This is a genomic window from Streptomyces sp. H39-C1, from assembly GCF_027158125.1.
GTDB classification, from domain to species: Bacteria; Actinomycetota; Actinomycetes; order Streptomycetales; family Streptomycetaceae; genus Actinacidiphila; species Actinacidiphila fildesensis.
The window spans coordinates 24,348-43,158 of record NZ_JAPVLS010000029.1 but is presented as its reverse complement, the minus strand read 5'-3'; the positions used below and the strand labels follow the sequence as shown (position 1 = coordinate 43,158).

The 18,811-nt window shown below is 73.3% G+C and carries 17 protein-coding genes and 1 tRNA gene; 6 read left to right on the top strand and 12 right to left on the bottom strand.

What is annotated here, in order from left to right; all coding sequences use genetic code 11:
* Positions 1-29: 29 nt before the first annotated feature.
* The 10 genes from O3W51_RS20480 to O3W51_RS20435 all read right to left on the bottom strand — a co-directional run bounded on the left by O3W51_RS20480 (position 30) and on the right by O3W51_RS20435 (position 11,563).
* Positions 30-2,597 carry a bifunctional lysylphosphatidylglycerol flippase/synthetase MprF gene (locus O3W51_RS20480; RefSeq protein WP_138358016.1) on the bottom strand — a complete coding sequence of 856 codons (2,568 nt, stop codon included), beginning with the start codon at positions 2,595-2,597 and terminating at the stop codon, positions 30-32.
* A gap of 13 nt (positions 2,598-2,610) precedes the next feature.
* On the bottom strand, positions 2,611-3,996 hold the full coding sequence (locus O3W51_RS20475) for an alpha/beta hydrolase (RefSeq protein ID WP_138358014.1): 1,386 nt from the start codon (positions 3,994-3,996) through the stop codon (positions 2,611-2,613).
* Between the two features lie 174 nt (positions 3,997-4,170).
* Complete coding sequence (locus tag O3W51_RS20470) at positions 4,171-4,899, bottom strand: class F sortase (protein WP_306664958.1); 729 nt, start codon at positions 4,897-4,899, stop codon at positions 4,171-4,173.
* 173 nt (positions 4,900-5,072) lie between these two features.
* Positions 5,073-5,146, bottom strand: a tRNA-Lys gene (locus O3W51_RS20465).
* 57 nt (positions 5,147-5,203) lie between these two features.
* Positions 5,204-5,821 carry a bifunctional DNA primase/polymerase gene (locus tag O3W51_RS20460; protein ID WP_138358012.1) on the bottom strand — a complete coding sequence of 206 codons (618 nt, stop codon included), beginning with the start codon at positions 5,819-5,821 and terminating at the stop codon, positions 5,204-5,206.
* Positions 5,822-5,973: 152 nt separating this feature from the next.
* On the bottom strand, positions 5,974-6,336 hold the full coding sequence (locus O3W51_RS20455; protein WP_138358010.1) for a hypothetical protein: 363 nt from the start codon (positions 6,334-6,336) through the stop codon (positions 5,974-5,976).
* A 123-nt stretch (positions 6,337-6,459) separates the two neighbouring features.
* Positions 6,460-7,842, bottom strand: a complete 1,383-nt coding sequence (locus tag O3W51_RS20450; protein WP_198357333.1) for an AAA family ATPase — start codon at positions 7,840-7,842, stop codon at positions 6,460-6,462.
* Positions 7,839-9,401: a hypothetical protein gene (locus O3W51_RS20445; RefSeq protein WP_198357334.1), complete on the bottom strand. Its 1,563-nt coding sequence runs from the start codon at positions 9,399-9,401 to the stop codon at positions 7,839-7,841. The genes O3W51_RS20450 and O3W51_RS20445 overlap by 4 nt, the downstream gene beginning before the upstream one ends.
* A complete protein-coding gene (locus tag O3W51_RS20440; RefSeq protein ID WP_244809180.1) occupies positions 9,392-10,534 on the bottom strand; it encodes a PD-(D/E)XK nuclease family protein in 1,143 nt (380 codons plus the stop codon). The genes O3W51_RS20445 and O3W51_RS20440 overlap by 10 nt, the downstream gene beginning before the upstream one ends.
* Before the next feature lie 21 nt (positions 10,535-10,555).
* Complete coding sequence (locus O3W51_RS20435; RefSeq protein WP_138358004.1) at positions 10,556-11,563, bottom strand: phosphatase PAP2 family protein; 1,008 nt, start codon at positions 11,561-11,563, stop codon at positions 10,556-10,558.
* A 214-nt stretch (positions 11,564-11,777) separates the two neighbouring features.
* Between O3W51_RS20435 and O3W51_RS20430 the strand changes: the two genes are divergently transcribed.
* Both O3W51_RS20430 and O3W51_RS20425 read left to right on the top strand, forming a co-directional pair.
* On the top strand, positions 11,778-12,485 hold the full coding sequence (locus O3W51_RS20430) for a TetR/AcrR family transcriptional regulator (RefSeq protein ID WP_138358002.1): 708 nt from the start codon (positions 11,778-11,780) through the stop codon (positions 12,483-12,485).
* A 38-nt stretch (positions 12,486-12,523) separates the two neighbouring features.
* Positions 12,524-13,132: a histidine phosphatase family protein gene (locus O3W51_RS20425; protein WP_138358000.1), complete on the top strand. Its 609-nt coding sequence runs from the start codon at positions 12,524-12,526 to the stop codon at positions 13,130-13,132.
* Positions 13,133-13,212: 80 nt separating this feature from the next.
* On the opposite strand, the gene O3W51_RS20420 is transcribed toward O3W51_RS20425, so the two are convergent.
* Entirely contained in the window at positions 13,213-14,532 is a 1,320-nt protein-coding gene (locus O3W51_RS20420) for a tetratricopeptide repeat protein (RefSeq protein WP_138357998.1), read from the bottom strand.
* A 252-nt stretch (positions 14,533-14,784) separates the two neighbouring features.
* Between O3W51_RS20420 and O3W51_RS20415 the strand changes: the two genes are divergently transcribed.
* On the top strand, positions 14,785-15,144 hold the full coding sequence (locus O3W51_RS20415; protein ID WP_138358028.1) for a hypothetical protein: 360 nt from the start codon (positions 14,785-14,787) through the stop codon (positions 15,142-15,144).
* Between the two features lie 31 nt (positions 15,145-15,175).
* Complete coding sequence (locus O3W51_RS20410; protein ID WP_198357335.1) at positions 15,176-16,042, top strand: spermidine synthase; 867 nt, start codon at positions 15,176-15,178, stop codon at positions 16,040-16,042.
* A gap of 23 nt (positions 16,043-16,065) precedes the next feature.
* Here the strand turns inward: O3W51_RS20410 and O3W51_RS20405 are convergent, their stop codons facing one another.
* Complete coding sequence (locus tag O3W51_RS20405; protein WP_138357994.1) at positions 16,066-16,605, bottom strand: hypothetical protein; 540 nt, start codon at positions 16,603-16,605, stop codon at positions 16,066-16,068.
* A gap of 96 nt (positions 16,606-16,701) precedes the next feature.
* Between O3W51_RS20405 and O3W51_RS20400 the strand changes: the two genes are divergently transcribed.
* Positions 16,702-17,391 carry a response regulator transcription factor gene (locus O3W51_RS20400; RefSeq protein WP_187144889.1) on the top strand — a complete coding sequence of 230 codons (690 nt, stop codon included), beginning with the start codon at positions 16,702-16,704 and terminating at the stop codon, positions 17,389-17,391.
* Positions 17,388-18,782, top strand: a complete 1,395-nt coding sequence (locus O3W51_RS20395) for a HAMP domain-containing sensor histidine kinase (RefSeq protein WP_138357990.1) — start codon at positions 17,388-17,390, stop codon at positions 18,780-18,782. Before O3W51_RS20400 ends, O3W51_RS20395 begins: the two co-directional genes overlap by 4 nt.
* Positions 18,783-18,811: the final 29 nt, after the last annotated feature.

Here is an 18,811-nt window from a genome sequence, read left to right as displayed (position 1 = left end):
GTCACCTCAAACCGGAGTCGGACCCCGGCTCAGGAGCCGGACAGCTGGCGGACCAGCCGTACGCCCTGAGCCGCCGTCATGTGCGGAAGGTACGCCTTGCCGATGGCGCGGGTGATGGTCGGCAGAGCGGCCGGATCGGGGTAGCACATGTACATAGGGTGGTAGTCGGGCTGGAATTTTGCCTTGAACGCGAGCAATGAACGGAAACCGTACACCGGTTCCAGTAGTCGCCCCGACACATCGACCAGCCGCTGGAGCGGCGCCGGGGCCTCGCCGCGGTCCACCCGGGCCATCGGCGCCCCGGACAGGCTGATGAACTCCGCGCCCTCCTCCTTCAGTCCGAGCGCGGAGGAGGCGATCAGGAACTCCATGACGCCGCGGAAGCCGGTGGAGCGGCGCCGCATGAAGTCCAGTGTCCAGCCGATCGGCTCGCCGTCCCGGTAGACCGGCATCCAGCTGGTGATGCCGTGGATGGTCCGGTCGGCGTCCAGCGCGATCAGACAGCGCACCTCGGGGTCGTCGAGTTCGTCGAGGCCGCCGAGGGTGAAGCCCATCTCGGGCAGGCCCTTGTCGGCGACCCACTCCTCGGAGATGGCCCGGATCTGCTCGGTGAGCGCCAGCGGCGCGTCCGGGAAGCGCCACCACTCGGCGGTGATGCCGGCCTTGCCCGCCTTGTTGAGCGCGGTGCGGACGTCCTGCCACTTCTTGCCCTTGAACTCCAGACCGGCCAGCGGTACGACGGTGTCCTCGGCGACCTGCAGGGACTTCCAGCCGAGCGCCTCGGCGGCCTGCCGGGACTCCTCGTTGACGCTGTAGAAGCACGGTGACCAGCCGCGCGCGTCGCAGAACGCGGCGAACTCGCCCACCGCGCGCTGCCGGGCCGACGGCTCCCCGAAGGGGTCACCGGTGGTCAGCGCGATGGTGGAGAGCACCCGGTAGGCCACGCCCGCGTCGCCGCCGGGGGACGTCCAGTAGTGGTTGCCCTCCCAGGTGGACAGGTACGAGAGCGTCGAGCCGCCGTGCTCGGTGAGGATCGAACGGGCCCGCCGGGCCTGCTCGTCGGAGGCCCGCAGCCGGTTGCTGCGGAAGACCACCAGCAGGGAGACGAGCGCGACCAGCCAGGGCACCAGACCGCAGTACTCGTACAGCCAGTGGGCGCCCGAGCCGACCGGGATGGGGCCCTGGTCGGCGAGGTCGCTGTAGATGGGCGGCAGGAAGACGGAGACGAGCCCCTGGCACAGGAAGGAGACGGTGGCGACGGGGTAGAACTGGTCGCGGATCGCGTAGGCGGTGCCCACGTAGACGGCCGCGACGGCCAGCACGCTGCCGCCGACGGCCAGTGCGATCCTGCGGACCGAGGTGCGCGGCAATCGCAGTTGGAAGCGGCTCCTGGTGACGACCAGCAGGACGATCGAGGCGGCGGGCAGCAGGAGCTGCTCGATGCAGGCGCGGATCAGCCAGCTCCGGTCGTCCCTGCCCTCCGGGGTGCTGAGGTCCAGCGAACCGAGGAAGTCCACCATCTCGTAGAGAACGATCGCCATCAGCGCCAGGTTGACCACGATGGCGAGGATCCAGGCCAGCCGCCGGCCGCGCCGTAGTCCTTCGGCGAGGACGAGCAGCAGCAGTGCGGGCATGACCGTCATCAGGATCGCGGGGGAGTCGTAGAAGTGCTCCTCGGCGTGGATCTGATGGCAGGCCCGCACCGATTCGGCGCAGGCGTCCTGGACGGCCTGGGCGTCGGGGTGCGAGGTGACGAGCAGATCGCGGAAGGTGGCCAGCGGGCCGAGCGCGTCGGGCGAGAGCATCGTCAGCGCCGGGCCGATCGCGGCGGCGGCGATGAACAGCCCGACCAGCACCCGGGTTTCGGAGTGCGAAGCACCGGTCGGCCGGTGCGGCAGCCGGTGCCAGAACACCGCTCCGACGGCCAGGCCGATCACCCCGCCGGTGACCTGCAGGACGTCCAGCAGGGTGCCCAGGTACAGCGCGAGGACCAGCACCACCGCGGCCAGCAGCAGGCGCACCCGGCGCCGCCACAGCGCCGTCATCGTTCCGCTCACCGTGAAGGCCACCCCCGCCACGGCGACCGTGGGGCCGACCGCCGCCTCCAGGGAGAGCAGTTCGAGCCAGTCGTCGCCGGCCAGGTCGCCGAGCTTGGCCAGGCCCACCCCGAGCAGGGTGCCGGCCACCTGGGCGGCAACCAGTGCCAGCACGGTGCGGGCGGAGCCCATCCGGCGCTCCGCCAGGGTGCCGAGCACGGCGAGCGCCACGGTGCTGATCAGATACATGTCGAGGCTGGAGCACCACAGGCCGGAGCTGAGCGGGGTCCACCAGTGGCCCTCGGCGAGGGTCTCCCAGCCGACGCCGACGGCGTCGAACAGCTGGTCGTCCGGGCCCCTGCGCAGCGATCCGGTGGCCGCGCCGGTGATCCACAGGGCGGCGATCAGGGTCACGGTGACGGGTGCGTGCCGTAGTTGCCCGGCGCCGCGCCGGATGGTGGCCGCCCAGGATCGCCACCGGCCGGGCGGCTTCGGCGTACTGGGCCCGGCCGGCTCCGGGCCGTCGGGGAGTTCCCGCGCCTGCGCCTGCGTTTCGGTCATCGGTGCAGTCCCGTCAGCCGCTGGATGGGGAGGTCAGATGGGTGACGCCGCCGAGCCAGGCCAGCCCCACGCCGAGGGCGGGCCGCCAGACCGCCCAGCTGTGGCCGCCGGGCAGCTCCTTGTAGGTGACGTTCATCCCGGCCTTGCGGGCCGCCGCGTACGCGTCCCGCTGCTGCGGCCGGTAGGTGCCGTCGGAGGAGCCGACGATGAACAGGCCGTTGGTGCCGGGGAAGGACTTCTTCCGCATGATCTTCAGCGGGCTGATGGCGTCGTAGGCGGCCGAGCTGCCGCCGAACAGCTCGTCGACGGTGTGCTGGTGGCCGCCCAGGGTCGGTTCGCGCTGCCCCGAGATGTCGACGAACGACCCGAAGAGTTCCGGGGCGGTGACGGCCAGCTGCAGCGAGCAGGTGCCGCCGAGCGAATAGCCGCCCGCCGCCCAGGACCCGGGTGCGGCCGCGACCTGGAGGTTGGCCCTGATCCACGCCGGTACGTCCTGGGTGAGGTAGGTGTGCACCTTGCCGCGTTCGGAGTCCACGCAGATGGTGTTGTTCAGCGGCGAGTGCAGGGTGTCGACGGAGACCGCGACCGGCGCCAGCCCGTGGTGCTCGGCGGCGTACGCGTCCATGGTCTCGGCCAGCTGCCCGGAGTCGAGCCAGTCCTGCGGCGATCCGGGCTGACCGGGCATCAGGACGATGACGGGGAGCAGCGCGCGCGGATTGGTCCGGTAGGCGGGCGGCAGATAGACCCAGGCGTCGCGCGCGTCGAAGCCGGAGACGGTGCCGGGGATCCGCACCTTCGACAGCGATCCCTTGCCGGGCATGTCCGCCGGCGGTTTCCACACCGATTCGAGCGTGCCGCCCACCGGGGTGCGGACGGTGGTGTTCTCCTTGCCGCCGCCGCTGGCCGTCCTGAGGTCGGTGCTCTCCCGGGTCAGCGCGGTCACCAGGGTGCGGAGCCGGGGGTACTGGTCGTAGAACACGTTCACTTGGGAGCACGCGGCGAGCAGGACGAGCAGGCCCGCCAGCAGCGCGGCCAGCCTGATCCGCCAGTGCGGGGTGTAGAAGCAGCGGGCCACGGCCAGGGCGACGCCGAACACCCCGACCCCGATCCACACCAGGACGCCGATCGGCAGTTCGTCGGCGATCAGCCGCCAGGAGTTGTCCTCCAGGTACTGCACGACGAACACCGCGACGGCGGTGCCGAGGGCGATCAGCGGGACGGTGAGGGTCCACCAGGAGCGTTGGCGGACCACGAGCAGCCAGCCGAGCGACAGCAGGCCGATCACGAGCACGATCCAGGGCACGGCGCCGTTGGTCAGCGGCCAGTCCATCGGCCCGCTCATGGCCAGCGGCTGTCGCACAGGGACCTCCCCGGTGACGCGCAGATTCATAAATGACATCAGAAATACCTAAACTAGGACATACTGCATTCACCTGCCAGTGGTGTGCCCCCGGTTCGGCCAACCGGCCGTTCCGGGGGTGGGCGCGCCGGTGGAAGGGGTGGGGGCAACGGGGTGCCGGTGCGTCAGGAGGGTGCGCCGGTTGGGCCGGTCGGCGGGGCCGCCGGGACTCCGTCAGGACGGTTCGGTGGAGCCGGTGAGCCGGGCGTAGACCACGACGTTGCCCAGGTATCCCGCCGCCTTGCTGAACACTCCGCCGCAGGTGATCACGCGCAGTTCGGCGTCCGGTGTCGCGCCGTAGACCCGGTCGGTGGGGAAGTCCTGCTTCTCGTAGACCTCGATGCCGTAGACCGTGAACACGGCGGTACGGCGGTCCGCGCGGTCGATCTCGATCCGGTCGCCCTTGTGCAGCCCGCCCAGCTCGTAGAAGACCGCGGGGCCCTCGCGGGTGTCCACATGCCCGGCCAGTACGGCGGCGCCCGCGGCGCCGGGCGCGGCCCCGCCCGCGTACCAGCCGGCCAGCCCGCGCTCGGACTCCGGCGGGGTCTGCAGATGGCCGGTGGTGTCGAGCCCGAGCCGCATGAGGGGCGCGTCGACCCCGATGGCCGGGACGCGGATCCGTTCGGGGGCGGCGGCGGTCATCGGGGCCGCGCGCGGCGGCAGTGCGACCTCCGTCTGCCCGCCGGCGGCCGGGTTCCGCCCGGCCGCGGAGACCGCCTCGGCCGGGGTGGGCAGCGGCGGTTCCCGCTCCTGCGTGCCGTCGCGCAGCAGCCAGGCGCCGGTCACCACCGTGACCGCGAGGATGCCCGCCGCCATCCGGCCGACGCGGCGCGGCGGCGGACGCCACGCGTCCTCGCGCGCGCCGTCGGGCGCGTCCGGGGGACGGTAGTGCGGCAGCGGCATGCGGGGCCTCCTGGAGACGGTCTCTCCCTGGCCTTGTTACCGCGCCGGGCCGCTCCCGTACCGCTCTCGCACTGCTCCCGTGCCGGCTCGGTACTGGCTCCGTACTGGCCCCGTACATGACGAAAGGCGCCCCTCCCGAAGGAGGAACGCCCAGGTCAACGGTTTCCCGTAGGTGCGCCGCCAGGGACTCGAACCCCGGACCCGCTGATTAAGAGTCAGCTGCTCTAACCAACTGAGCTAGCGGCGCGTGCTGCGAGACAGACATTAGCATCCGCTTCCGGCGGAGTGAAAATCGATATCCCGTTCAGGCCGGGGAGGCCGAGGGAGCCACCGCGGGAGCGGTCGTACGGGCGGCGGCGCGGGCCGCGCGGATGCAGGCCCACAGCAGCACGTCGGGGCCGGGGAGCCAGGGATGACGGGTGTCGGGGGCCACCACCCAGCGCGACGATCCGCCCTCGGTGTCCAGGCCGGTCTCGTCGCCGTACAGCGGCGGCACGGTCACCGCGTCGCCCAGGCCGTGGCACATCAGCGGCGGCACCGAGCGGCTCCACTCCTCCCAGCCCAGCAGCGACGGCAGCCGCTGGGCGGATCCGGGGGCGACCAGCAGCAGCACCCGGCCGCGGTGCACGGCGACCGGCCCGCTTCCGGGACCGGCGGCCCATAACTGCTCCAGCACCCGGCGGCCGAAGAGCGCGGGGAGGTTCACCACGTCGAAGACGGTGCCGCACGGCAGCACGCTGGGCGCGGTCGGGCGGGCGCTCCACAGCGCCTGGACGCTGCGCGGGAAGGCGCTGGCGGAGGCGAGCCAGGCGGCTCCCGCCGGGGTGACGTACGCGGTGTGCGACTGCCGTTCAGGGTCCGTCGGGTCGCCGGCCACGGTGATGTCCGGGTGCCTCCAGGTCTCCCACTGCCATTCGCTCATACACCTAGAGGTACCGGCCGCTCGCGCTGCGTCCATGTGAATCGGACGAATACGGGACAGGAACACCGGTCGTCCGGTACCTTGCGCATCCTGCATATGCCAAAGGGCCGTGGTCGCTTGACACAATCACCCGCGCAGGGCATTGGTTTCGGTCACCGCTCCTGCAGGCGTGTCCCGAACTCGACCATCTTCTTCGCGTAGTCCTCGGTCCAGCCGGACTGCTCCGCGATCGCGGCATACGTCAGCCGGTCGAAGCGCCGGGGATCCGCCAGCTGGGCCGCGGCTATCGCCTGGTACTCCGTCGCCCGGTCGGCGGCGGCGCGGAAGGCCAGCGCCAGCTCCGTGGAGCGCGCCAGCAGCTGCCGGGGATCGTCGAGCGACTCCAGGTCGAAGAAGTGCTCCTCGTCGGCGAGGGCCTGGGCGGGCTCGAAGAGCAGCTCCGCCGGGCGCAGGCGCCGTGCGGGAGCCGGCGGGACAGCGTCGCGCCGGTCGTGAGCCGACTGCGGCTCGGACATGTACCTACCTCCAAGGGATTCGCGCGTTCCATTGTCCCGCGCCCGCGCAAGTGGGCCTCCGGGCCGTCCGAAGTGCCGCCTGAAGTGCGGTTCCGCACCCGTTCCGCACCGTTCCGCACCGGGCTATGTCCGGTACGGGACCCGGTGCTCGTCCAGGTGCGCCAGGACCGCGTGGTTGGCCTCCCAGCCGTCCGGGAACTTCACCGTCACGCCCAGCTGCACCGGTTCCGTCGACGGGTGCTCGTCCAGCAGCCGGGCCACGCCCGCCCGGCACACCACGATGCAGGCGTGCCGGTGCCGGGAGGCGAGCACGCAGAGCCGGCCCGTCTCCAGATGGAACGCCGTCGCGTCCGGGCGGCCGGACAGCGGGTGCAGGAAGACCGTCACGTCGAACTCCCGGCCCTGCAGCCGGTTCGCGGTGTCCACGGCGACACCGGTCACGCCCAGCGCGGTGAGTGCCGACCGCACCGCCGCCGCCTGGTCGCGGTGCGCCGTGCCGACGGCGATCCGGTCCGCGGTCAGCGGCGCCGGCTCCTGCGAGCGCTCGCTGAACGTCACCCCGCCCCGGTCCAGCAGCCGCCGCACCACCTGGGCCACCGCGTGCACCGCCTCCGGATCCGTCCGGGGAGTGTGCCGGGCAGGCAGCTCCAACAGCCCCCAGCCCGACGCGGCCGCCTCGTCCAGCACCTCGTCGGGCCCGGTGCCCTGCGAGGGCACCCCGAACGACAGCCGCCGGACGCCGGGCCCGGTGCCGCTGCGGAACGGCGTGTACGGGTAGAACGCCCGCGACACCAGCGGCGCCGCCGACGCGGGCAGCCGCCACGACACCGGCAGCCGGTGCTGCGGGAGGCCCGGATTGTGCGCCAGCAGCGTCACCACCGCGCTCGCCGACGGGTCGTAGCTCAGCCCCGCCCACTGGTCGGCGCCCACCACGCTGAACGGGTCCAGCTGCCCCGGGTCACCGACGAAGAGCGCCCGCTCGAAGAGCCCGGCGACCTGCAGCAGCGCGTCCGAGCGCATCTGGTACGCCTCGTCGACGATCGCGTGCCGCCAGGGCGACGTCAGATCGGTGGTCTTGACGTACGCCCACTTCGCGGAGGTCGCGATCACCACCTTCTGCTGGGCGAGATCGGCGACCTTCGCGGACTTCACGATCGACGGATGCCGGTCGAGCAGCGGATCGGGCGGTGACTCGCTGCCGTGCAGCCGGCCGATCGCGAGCCCCGGATCGGCGGTCGCCAGCCGGTCCGCGAGATCGTCCACCTGCGCGTTCGTCTGCGCCACTACCATCAACGACTCGCCCGCCGCGGTCAGTTCCCGGGCGGCGCGCACCACGAGCGTCGACTTGCCCGCGCCCGGCGGGGAGTCGACGACGACACCGCGCGACGAGCCGTGCAGCGTGTCGCGCAGGATCGCCTCGGTGACCGCCGCCGCCTCGGCGGCGGGGTCGCGCGGGGCGGGGCGGGCCGGGCCGTGGGGCGGAGAGTCCTCCGTCGTGCGGCTCACAGGAAGTCCTCCACGGTGACGGGATCGGGTGCGGGTGCGGCCGGCGCGGCGGCGGTCTCCGGCGGGCCGCCGTGCGTCCACGGGGTGTCCTCCGGGTCGGGCAACTCCGGTCCGCCGCGCGGCGCGTGCTCGAACAGGGTCCAGCACACGCGGTCGCCGGCCGCGGGCACCGACCCCTCGTCCGGGACCTTGCCCCGGCCCATGCCGTTCAGCAGTCGCACCGTGACCTCACCGGGCGCCGGCCATTCGACGAAGCGCGCCTCCTGGGTCTTCCCCCCGGGAAGCGCGCGGTAGAGCTTCGCGTCGGCGTCGAAATGCGGTACGTCGGCGGTCGCGACGGTTACCAGCGGGCGCGGGCGCGGCACCTTCGCCTCGCTGTACGCCATCACCACGTCGGTGACCTCGCCCGCGAACGCCTCGCCGGACAGCCGCCGCCCGGCCATCACCAGCGGATCGTCCAGCGCCTCCTGCGCCTCCAGCCGCACCTGGGCCGTCTCGCGGCCCATCAGCTTCTGCGCGGCCGCGATGGCGTCGTCACGCTTCGGCTGCGGCGGCTCACCGGCCCGCACCCGGTCCCGGTGGCCGGTGTACGACCAGCGGTCCCGCTTCCAGCGCTCCTCGACATGCCCGCCCTCGGGCAGCGCCCGCAGCAGATCGAGCCCGCGCCACACATCGTCCCAGGTAGGCCGCAACTGGCTCTCGACGAGCGCCCGCACCTCGGCCTCGGCGGCGGACGTCGCGGCGGACCGTTCCTCGCCGGCCGCCCGCGCCGCCGCCCGGGCCGCGTCGAAGCGGGACATCGCGGGGGCCAGCACCGTGTTGTCGAAGGCGGGGTCGGTCGCCGGGCCGGCGGGCGGGCTCAGCAACAGGCCGTCCGGTCCGCGTCCGGTCTCCGCGCGACGGGCCGCGTCCGCGCCGGTCATGCCCTTCGGAGGGGCGATCCAGCCGAGCAGCGCGCCCAGGTGCTGGTCCTCCAGATTGCTCTGGCCGGTCGCCCAGTGCCGCGACAGCAGCTCCGTCATCGACAGCAGCAGCGAGGCGCCGGGGGTGCGGGCGCGCTCCCCGTAGTGCGTCAGCCAGCGGCCGGAGAGCGGCACCCGTGACGGCACCGGATAGGGCTCGTCAGGATTCTCCTCCGCCGTGCGGCGGAACCGGGTGGAGCGGCCGAGCAGCCGGACGTAGTCCGCCGCCGCCGCGTTCGGCACGATGATCTGCGGGGCGTCCGCGCAGACCTCGGACTCCTCGCGGTTCCGCGTCGCCGGTTCGGTCTCCACGTCGTCCGCGTACCGGTCCATGTGCGCGATGACCGTGGTCGCCAGCGCCGCGAGGAAGTCGAACCGCAGGTCCCGGTCACGCGGCTGCGTCACCACCAGCAGGCTCGGTGCCTCCCGGTCGCGGCCCACCAGCGCGCCCAGTGGTGCGCCGACCTCGCCCGCCGTCGTCAGCGGCACGAACACCAGCGGATGCTGCGACAGGTACCGGTGCCGGACCGTCGCCACCGGCTGCGCCCGGCCCGCGACCACGGCCTCGGCCCGCGCCAGGGTCCCGATCAGTGACATGAGGCACCCCCAGCGGTGAGCGCCTCGGCGCGCAGCACGGCGGCGCGGCGCAGCGCGGCGACGGCGGGGTCCGCCGTCTCGGCGCCGGCGGCGTCCGTGCCGAGGGCGGCGGACAGCACGGCCTCGACCGTGGTGAGGGTGCCCAGTTCGCCGCGCAGGCCGCGGCCCAGGGACTCGACGGAGCCGCAGGCACGGGAGCGGTCACGGCAGTGGAAGGACAGCTCGCAGGCGGCCAGGCACTCGGGGGAGTACGCGGCCGGGACCGCCTCGACGGCGGCGGCCAGCTCGGGGGCCGGCCGGGTCGGGGTGCGGCCGTCCTCGGACCAGCGCAGGTCGAACGTGGTGCCGTCCGGCAGTTCGGCGGCGATCTCCTCGATACGGGTCAGCCGGGTCAGCTGCCGCCGGGTCACCGACAGCTGTTTGCGCACATCGACGAACTGGGCCGTCGGCAGGTTCGAGAAGTCCTTGGGGCAGACCAGCAGCACATCGTGCGACACCCGCACGGGGCCCGTGGTCTCCTCCAGCAGCCCGGCCAGCCGCTCCAGCGCCAGCACGTACACCGCGGCCTGGCGGGCGGCGGCGCCCACCTTCACCGGGTCCGCGCTGCCGTCCAGGATCGGGAAGGACTTGACCTCGACGACCGTCCAGGAGCCGTCCGGCGCGACGACCACCGCGTCCGGCTCCAGGTAGGCGGCGGAGCCCGCGACGTCGAGCGCCAGCAGCGGGTGGTCCAGCAGCGTCCAGCGGCCGGCGGAGGTCGCCTCCGCCAGGGCCAGCCGGGTCCTGGCGGTACGGCCCTCAGGGCCGGCGGCCGACAGGTCCGGCAGCAGCGCGCCGCTGTCCTCGGGGGCGCCCAGCAGGCGCAGCAGCTCGGCGCACTCCTCCGCCTTGACCCGGGCCTCGAAGGCATGGCCGCGGGCGAAGGCGAACTGGGACTGCCCGAACGGGGCGGGCGCGCCCAGCACCTGCGCGACCGCGCCCTTGTCGATCCCGGCGGCGTCGAGCAGGGCCCGGCGGCGGCAGCCGGGGTTCGCGGCCAGGGCCGCGAGGGCCCGCGCGTCGAGCGGACGTGGTGACGTGGCCGGTCCGCGCAACTCGGCCAGCCGCTCCCGCAGATAGTGCGTAGTGCTCACCCGCGGAAGTCTCGCACCCGGCTACGACATTCGGCCCTGACCCACGGAAGACCTGCCCGAGGGATCCGATCTGTGCTCGTCCCGGTGGTCGTCGTGAGATCCCGTCCGCGGGGTCGCGACGCCGCTGGGGACGGCGCCGTGCGGCGCCGTTCTGGGAGCCGCCGAGGCCGGGGCCGTCGTCCCGGGGCCGGCAGCGGACGCGGAGGCCGCCACGACCGGGCTGTGGCCCTCCGCGGAGGTGGTGGCACCGGACCGGACGGCCCACCGGGCGCGCAGCGCGTCGACGGCGAGAAGGACCCGCGGGGCCAGCAGGTAGCCGATGCCCATGACGGCCGCACCGGCGACCGCGTCCAGCAGGTAGTGGTTGGCGGTGCCCATCACCACGAACGTGGTGATCAGCGGGTACAGGATGCCCAGCGCGCGCACCAGTGGGGTCCGCCCGTAGCGCCACAGCATGATCCCGCACCACAGCGACCAGCCGACGTGCAGGCTCGGCATCGCCGCGTACTGGTTGGTCAGCCCGCCGAGGCCGCGCGGGGCGCTGGCGTCCTGGCCCCACCAGCCGTAGGAGCCGTACTGCGCCATGGTGTCGATGAAGCCGTGGCTGGAGTCCAGCAGCCGGGGCGGCGCCGTGGGCATGAGGGTGAAGCCGATCAGCCCGATCAGGGTGGAGAGCATCAGCCATGTGCGGGCCGCGCGGTAGTGGGTGGGCCGCCGCCGCCACAGCCACACCAGGATCACGGGCGTCACGAGATAGTGCAGCGAGGCGTACGCGAAGTCCGCGGGGACGCCGATCGCGGCGTACTTCGTACAGATGCCGTTGAGCCAGCGCTCCGGATCGATCCGCATCAGCTCTTCGAGATGCAGGATGTCGATCCCGCTCTCGACGGCGTTGTCCACGTCGCCGCGGACCAGCAGGCGGCCGCACGAGTAGAGGGCGTACACGACGGCGATGAGCGGCAGCTCGGTCCACCAGCGCAGCCGGCCCCGGTAGGCCGAGGCGCGAGGCGCTGTGGCGGTGATCGTCATGCGGCCGTTCTCCCCGTTCTGCGGATGTGGCTCGTTGCGGACCATGTCGTAGGCTCTACCGTACGTCGTACGCTAGACAGCCCGCACATCGCCCCGGAAATTCCTGGCCACACTGCGTTCGTTCCGTGTTCAACATCTCTTGGTCGGGTATGCGTGCGGGAAGACGCCCGGGGCGCCCTCCCAGGTTGCTCTCCGCGAGAAGTTAGAGAATGGCATGACCGTCACCCAGTCGGCCCGCGCCCCCCGGCGCCGCGCTCCGCGCAACACGCTCAATCCGGACAGAATCCTTGACGCAGCGGTCGTCCTGCTCGACCGTGACGGCGCCGAGGCGTTCACCATGCGCGCCCTCGCCGCGCAGCTCGGCGTCGGCACGATGGCCGTCTACTCGCACTTCCGCAGCAAGGAAGAGATCAGCGACGCCGTCGCCCAGCGGCTGCTCAGCGAGGTCGAGCTGCCCGCCGTGGGCGAGGCCGCGGGCGTCGCGGACGCCCGCGAGCAACTGCGTGAAGTATGCCGCAGTGTCTTCCGGCTCTTCGCGGAGCACCCGTCGGCCCTGCAGCTGCTGACCACCCGGCCCATGCGCGGCGACGAGGCCATCGCCGTCATCGACCGGATGCTGGGCCTGCTGCGCGCCGCCGGCCTCGACCGGGTCGACGCCGCGCGCGCCCACGTCGCCCTCATGCAGTACACGGTCGGCTCCGCGCTGTGGAACGTCCGCCGGGACCGCGCCCTGTGCGAGGACGGTCTGCGCGACCGGGTACGCGCCCGGCTCGCCGACCTCCCCGCCGACCGCTACCCCGCGCTCACCGAGCTCGTCCCCGAGCTCGCCATCGCGCAGGACGCGGGCATGGCCCAGTACGAGCTCGGCCTCGACGGACTGCTGACCGGCCTCATCGGGCCGGGCGCCCGGAGTGCGCGATGATGGAGTGATCTCCATTACGTAGTGAAAGGTCCCTCCGCATGGCTCCGCGCATCCTTCTGGTCCGTCACGGCCAGACGGAGTGGTCCCTCTCCGGCCGCCACACCGGCCGCACCGACATCCCCCTCACCGACGAGGGCCGCCGCACCGCCCGGCTCCTCGCCGAACGGCTGCACGGCGCCCCCTGGGACGGACTCCCCGGCCTCGAGGTCCGCACCAGCCCCCTCGTCCGCGCGAGCGAGACCGGCGAACTCACCGGCTTCGGCGACCGCGCCAAGCCGTGGGACGCCCTCATGGAGTGGGACTACGGCGCCTACGAAGGGCTCGTCCCCGACGAGATCGCCGAGCGCGAGCGCGCGGCGGGCCGGCCCGAGTGGAACATCTGGCGGGACGGGGTGGTGGGCGGCGAGTCCCTCGCGGAGGTCGCGGAGCGGGCGGACGAGGTGGTGGCGTGGGCGCGGTCGGCGGAGCGGGATGTGCTCGTCTTCGCCCACGGGCACTTCTTGCGGACGCTGGGGGCGCGGTGGTTGGGGTTGGACCCGTCGTTCGGGGCTTCCATCCGGCTGGATCCGGCGTCGCTGTCGATTCTGGGGTGGGCGTACGGGGACCCGGCGGTGGAACGCTGGAACGACACGGGGCACCTCGGGTGACGTGGGAACTGCCCCGCCGCAGGCACTGACGTACCCGCACTCCGACCGCAGGTGGGTCCTGGAACCTCCGCCGGAGGCGGTCAGCGCTGGCGGTTGAGGAAGTCGGCTACCGCCGTCGTCCGGTGGTGGGGGCGGAGGCGGGTGGCTGTGGTGTCCAGGAGGGCTCGTACGCGGGAGGACTGGACGCGGCCGAGGAGGTCGAGGACGCGGGAGCCCGCGGCGGCGGCCTCGTCGGGGCGGTCGCCGGCGGCCAGGTTTGCGGACAACTCGGCGCCGTAGAGGGCGATGTTGCGGGTGAAGTGCGGGTCCTGGAGGCTGACCGCGCGGCGGGCGGAGTCCGCGGCGCGGCGGTGGTCGCCGAGCGCGGACCAGGACTGGGCCTCCAGGCCCGCGAGTTCGGCCTCGCCGAAGAACGTCATCCACTGCGGGTCGGCGTCGGACGGGCCGCGCCCGAAGAGTGACTGGGCGCGGGACAGCGCGCGTTCGCATCCGGAGCGGTCGCCGAGTCCCGCGCGGCCGCCCGCTTCGCGCAGCGCGAGCAGGGAGAGCAGCCGCGGTGAGGCGAGGCGCCGGGCGGCGGCCTGGGCGGCCTGCGCGGCCCGGACGGCCTCGTGCGGCCGGCCCGCGTCGCGGGCGAGGAAGGCGGTGTTGCAGAACGCGTGGGCCTCCAGGGCAGCGTCGCCCGACACGCGGGCCGTGGCGAGCGCCTCGGCGTAGTAGGAGCGGGCGTCGGTGAACCGGCCGGAGTCGTGGGCCAGCCATCCGACGGAGACGGCGAGTTCACCCGCTCCGGCGTACAACCCGTCGGCCACGGACTGGCTGTAGGCGCCCTCGTCGAGCAGCCGGTAGGCGGTGCGCAGGGCCTGGCCCGCCTGTTCGTACAGGCCGTCCGCGCCGTGCCGGTCGTCGTGCAGCCGGATGTGCCGCACGGCTTCCTCGACGGCGTGGACCTCGCCGACGCCGACCCGGCCGGCGGGTGGGTGCACGGCGGAGCCGGACACCAGGGCGGTCGCGATGACGGCGGGGCCGCCGGTCATGAACACGCGACGCAGCACGTCGCTCTCCTCGAACTCGAATTCGTACGTATCCAGCGGTGGCGCGCCGCCGCGTCTGCCCCGTACCGCTTCGCGCGGGGCGAAGCCCAGGTCGCCCAGCGAGCGGCCGGGGAACATATGGCGGAACACCCGCTCGTAGGCGTAGTTGGGGCACCGGATCTCCCCGGCCTCCACCCGCCCGATGTACCGGGCGTCGCAGCTGACCTGCTCGCCGATCTCGCGGGCGGAACGGCGTACCGCCGCAGCGAACTCGTTGGGGGAACGGTCTCCGCGCAACTGCCGGAAGGCCGCGTTGGCCATGGTGGCGGTTCGGGCTGGATCGGGGCTTGAGGACGGTGAAGCCATGGCGGACTCCTGGTGCGGACGGCGCGACGACGGTACCCGCTGTGACGGGGCAGATACCGAGGGTTTGCCTACAAAACGGATATCTCACCCGTGATCCGCCATGAAATGCCACCCCTTGCGGCGTTAGCGGGGCGTAGCTGTTGACAGGGAGGCGCGTTGTACTCCTCGTAAGGGCGGTGCTGCGTCCGCCCGCGAGGAGGGTTCCCCTTGTTGGACACCGATCGGCACGAACCGAGCCCGGAGCGGAGCGAGATGCCGCCGGCGACGCCGCCGTGCGATCTCGTCACCGTCCCGACCCAGCAGGGCCTGGAGGCCGTCGACATCCTGCGGCTGCGGACCGGCGTCGGGCCGGTGCTGCACGACGACGCGGGGGACGGCATCGGGTTCCTGGTGCCGCAGGGCACCGCGGACGGCTGGGACCTGCCCGGCAGTTCCTGTACGCGGAGCAACGGCCGCGGCTTCTCGATCGGCGCGGAGCCGTCGGAGGCCGGTTCCGGCTGGCTGGTGCCGCCGGACAGCGGGCCCGGCCGGATCACCGCCACCGACCCGGCCGTCCTGCGGGCGGCGCTCGGTGAGGCGGCCCGCACGATCAGGCTGGCCGGCGGCGTCTGACGCCGGCTGCTTGCTGGCCGATACTGGTCGGGTGGCAGGTAAGAAGCAGGGCGGAAGGGCGCAGGCCCGCGAAGCGGTCGGCGCCGTGGTCGACGGCGGGCAGGCCGAGCTGGTCCCGGACCGGGAAAGGCCGCACGGCTGGACGCTGCTCATCGACGGCGCACCGCAGTCGCACGTCGACCTCGACGACCCGTCGTACCTGGACTTCTCGTACCAGCGCAGGCTGGGCCACATCATCGACCTGGTCGCGCCCCCGGGGCGCCCGCTGCAGGTGCTGCACCTGGGCGGCGGCGCGCTCACCCTGGCCCGGTACACCGCCGCGACCCGGCCGCGCTCCACCCAGCAGGCCGTCGAGATCGACGGTCCGCTCGTCGAGCTGGTCCGCCGTGAACTGCCGTGGGACCGGACCTGGCGGATCAAGGTGCGGGGCGGGGACGCCCGGGCGGGGCTGGGGAAGGTCCCGGACGGCTGGGCCGACCTGGTCATCGCCGATGTCTTCGGCGGCGCCCGCACTCCCGCGCATCTGACCAGCGCCGAATTCCTGCACGAGGTCAGGCGCGCGCTGCGGCCCGGCGGTTTCTACGCGGCCAACCTCGCCGACGGCGGCGCCCTCGGCTTCCTGCGCGCCCAGATCGCCACCGCGCGGTCGGCGTTCGCCGAGGTCTGTGTGTCCGCCGACCCGGCGGTGCTGCGCGGCCGCCGTTTCGGCAACGCCATCCTGCTCGCCGCCGACGTCGAGCTGCCGCTCGCCGAGCTGACCCGGCGGGTCGCCTCCGACCCGCACCCCGGCCGCGTCGAACACGGCCGCCCGCTGGCCGACTTCGCCGGCGGCGCGGCCCCGGTCACCGACGCGACGGCCGCCCCGTCCCCGGCCCCGCCGGAGTCGGTCTTCCGCTGAACCGGAGATCCGGACGACAGGCCCTAATTCTTGTACATCTCCACCACGGGCGGGTGGCCGTTCCAGGTGCAGAAGACCGACGAGGTGGTGGTTCCGCTGGTGAAGTCCACCCGGATCCATTCGTCCAGCTTCCAGACCTTCATCTCCCAGCCCTCGTCGGGGGTGGCCGAGACGAGGGTGGCCGAGGCCGGCCCGAGGTCGAGCACGACGCGGCCGCCGGTGACCTTGTAGGCGTGCACATTGCCGGTGGTGTTGCTGGTGGAGGCGTCGTGCGAGGTGCCCGGGGGCTTCTCCGGCGGCGGGGACGGCGCCTTCGTCGCGGGCTTGGTGGTGGGCGGCACGGTCGGTGCGGGGGACGTCGTGGACGGCACCGGCTTCGGCCGGTGCGTGGAGGAGGCCACCGGCCGCGCCGAGGAGCCGGCGACGGCATCGGAGACCGGGAGCGCGCGCGGTGGATCGTAGGCGGTACCGGCGAGCACGGAGTGCACTCCGAACCACGACATCGTCACCGCGGCTGTGGTCGCGAGCGTCCAGGCCCCGGCGTGAAGCAATCCTCGTTGCATCGGCACATCCTGCCGTACGCGCGGCAGGTCCGGGCGCGGAGGGCGGTAAACGGACGGAGGGGTACCGGGTCCCCCGGATGGGCTACCGTGCGGGCCATGGCAAGTGTGCTCGTGGTCGAGGACGACCAGTTCGTGCGCTCCGCCCTCATCCGGCACCTCACCGAGGCGGCCCACACCGTACGCAGTGTGGGCACGGCTCTTGAGGCGCTGCGCGAGGTGGCGCAGGTCGGTTTCGACGTCGTGATCCTCGATCTCGGCCTCCCGGATCTGGACGGGTCGGAGGCGCTGAAGATGCTGCGCGGGATCACCGATGTCCCGGTGATCATCGCCACCGCCCGTGACGACGAGGCGGAGGTGGTCAGGCTGCTCAACGCGGGCGCCGACGACTATCTCGTCAAGCCGTTCTCGGTCGAGCATCTGTCCGCCCGGATGGCCGCCGTGCTGCGCCGGGCGCGCGGCCGGGAGGCCGCGCCTGACGAGACCGCGCGGCTCGCGGTCGGCGGGCTGCGGATCGATGTGCGCAGGCGGCAGGCGGAGCTCGACGGGATGACGCTGGACCTGACCCGCCGCGAGTTCGACCTGCTGGCCTTTCTCGCGTCGCGCCCCGGTGTCGTCGTGGCCCGCAAGGAACTGCTCGCCGAGGTGTGGCAGCAGTCCTACGGCGACGACCAGACCATCGACGTCCATCTGTCCTGGCTCCGTCGCAAACTGGGCGAAACGGCCGCCCGGCCGCGGTATCTGCACACGCTGCGCGGCGTCGGGGTGAAGCTGGAGCCACCGGCATGAGATGGCTGCTCGTCAAGGTGTGCCTGGCGGTGACCGCGATGGTCGTCGTCGCGTTCGCCGTACCGCTGGGCCTGGTGGTCAAGGAACTGGCCCGCGACCGGGCCTTCTCCAACGCCGAACGGCAGGCCGCCGCGATCGGTCCCGCGCTGGCCATCACCACCGACCGCGTCCAGCTGGAACGGGCGCTCGCCTCCACCCAGGCGGGCGCGGACGGCCGGATGGCGCTGCATGTGCCGGCCACCGCCGGCACCGCCCCGGTGGAGATCGGCAGGCACCGCTCCTCCGCCGCCGCGATGGACGCCGCGTCCAGCCGCGGCCGGGCCTCCACCGTCGCGGTCGGCGGCGGGTACGCGCTGCTGCAGCCGAACGCGGTCAGCTCGGGCACGGTCGCGGTCGTCGAGGTCTTCGTCCCGGACAGCGACATCACCCGGGGCGTCGCCACCGCGTGGATCGTGCTGGCGGCGGTCGGCATCGGCCTGATCGTCGGCTCGGTGGCCATCGCCGACCGGCTCGGCACCCGGATGGTGCGGCCCGCCGGCCGGCTGGCGAACGCGGCGAACGCGCTCGGCCGCGGCGACCTCGGCGTACGGGTCTCGGAGGCCGGGCCGTCGGAACTGCGCTCGGTCGCGGTCGCGTTCAACGCCATGGCCGACCAGGTCGTCCAACTGCTCGCCAACGAGCGCGAACTGGCCGCCGACCTCTCGCACCGGCTGCGCACCCCGCTCACCGTGCTCCGGCTCAACGCCGCCTCGCTCGGGAACGGGCCCGTCGCCGAGCAGACCCGCGAGGCCGTCGCGCAGCTGGAGCGCGAGGTCGACACGATCATCCGTACCGCGCGCGAACAGCAGATCACCGCACCGGTCATGGCCGGCTGCGACGCCGCCGAGGTGATCCGTGAACGGATGGCGTTCTGGTCCGCCCTCGCGGAGGACCAGGGGCGTGAGGCGCGCACGGCGGGCGTGGACCGGCCGGTCCGGGTGCCGGTGGCGCGCGGTGAGCTGGCCGCCGCGCTCGACGCGATGCTCGGCAACGTCTTCCGGCACACCCCGGAGGGCACCGCCTTCGCCGTGGACGTGCACAACGGCGAGGACGCCGTGATCGTGCTGGTCTCCGACGCCGGTACCGGCATCCGGGACCCCGCGGCCGCGCTGCGCCGCGGTCAGGGCGACGGCGGGCCGGGCTCGACGGGCCTTGGCCTGGACATCGTGCGCCGGGTCGCCGAGTCCACCGGCGGCGACATCGCCATCGGCCACTCCGTGCTCGGCGGCACCGAGGTCCGGGTCTGGCTGGCGCTGCGCCCCGGCTCCGGCGCATCCGGCCGGGGTCACCGTGTGCCACGCCGCCGTCGCAGACCGGGACAGAAGTCCACCGCCAGTGGTCTGAACCTTTAACCCGCTCCGATGCCGTCCTTAAGGGCGCC